The organism is Falsiroseomonas oryziterrae (assembly GCF_021864505.1).
GTDB classification, from domain to species: domain Bacteria; phylum Pseudomonadota; class Alphaproteobacteria; order Acetobacterales; family Acetobacteraceae; genus Falsiroseomonas; species Falsiroseomonas oryziterrae.
Genome location: NZ_JAKJIB010000693.1, coordinates 1 through 626 on the forward strand (window position 1 = coordinate 1; position 626 = coordinate 626).

Annotated in this window: 1 protein-coding gene and 2 tRNA genes; all 3 read left to right on the top strand. The window is 70.9% G+C overall.

What is annotated here, in order from left to right; all coding sequences use genetic code 11:
• Window positions 1–187 precede the first annotated feature (187 nt).
• Window positions 188–269: transfer RNA gene (locus L2I40_RS24150), tRNA-Tyr, on the top strand.
• An 85-nt stretch (window positions 270–354) separates the two neighbouring features.
• Window positions 355–428, top strand: a tRNA-Gly gene (locus L2I40_RS24155).
• A 79-nt stretch (window positions 429–507) separates the two neighbouring features.
• Window positions 508–626: GTP-binding protein (locus tag L2I40_RS24160; protein ID WP_237214376.1), on the top strand; the 119-nt coding region annotated here is incomplete at its 3' end.

Here is a 626-nt window from a genome sequence, read left to right on the forward strand (position 1 = left end):
GACGGGCGGGAGCCGGGCGGGCCGGGCTGGCGGGGCGGGGGGCGACGCATCGCGCCATCCTGCGCCTCGCGCGCGGCCTGTCCAGCGCGGCCTGTCCAGCGCAGCCATCGCGCGCCGTCGGCGTTGACAGCGCCGCGCCGGTGGGGCTTATGCGCCGCGCCCGTGCAAGCGGGCCGCGACGGAGCCCGGAGGGGTGCCCGAGTGGCTAAAGGGGACGGACTGTAAATCCGTTGGCTTCGCCTACGTTGGTTCGAATCCAACCCCCTCCATTCCCGTCGAGGCCGCCTGCCAGGGCGCCTGTGTTGCAGGCCGGCGAGGACGACGCGCCCCTTCACTGACAAGCGCGTGCAGGGCGCGGGTGTAGCTCAATGGTAGAGCCCCAGCCTTCCAAGCTGGTTGTGCGGGTTCGATTCCCGTCACCCGCTCCAGCCCCGCATGCGGGCGCCGGGGCGCGCGGGCGGTCGGCCGCGGGCCTCGGAATCGGTTCGGACGTCGGGAAGCACGAAGATGGCAAAGGCGAAGTTTGAGCGGACGAAGCCGCACTGCAACATTGGCACGATCGGTCATGTGGATCATGGCAAGACGTCGCTGACGGCGGCGATCACGAAGGTGCTGGCGAAGACGGG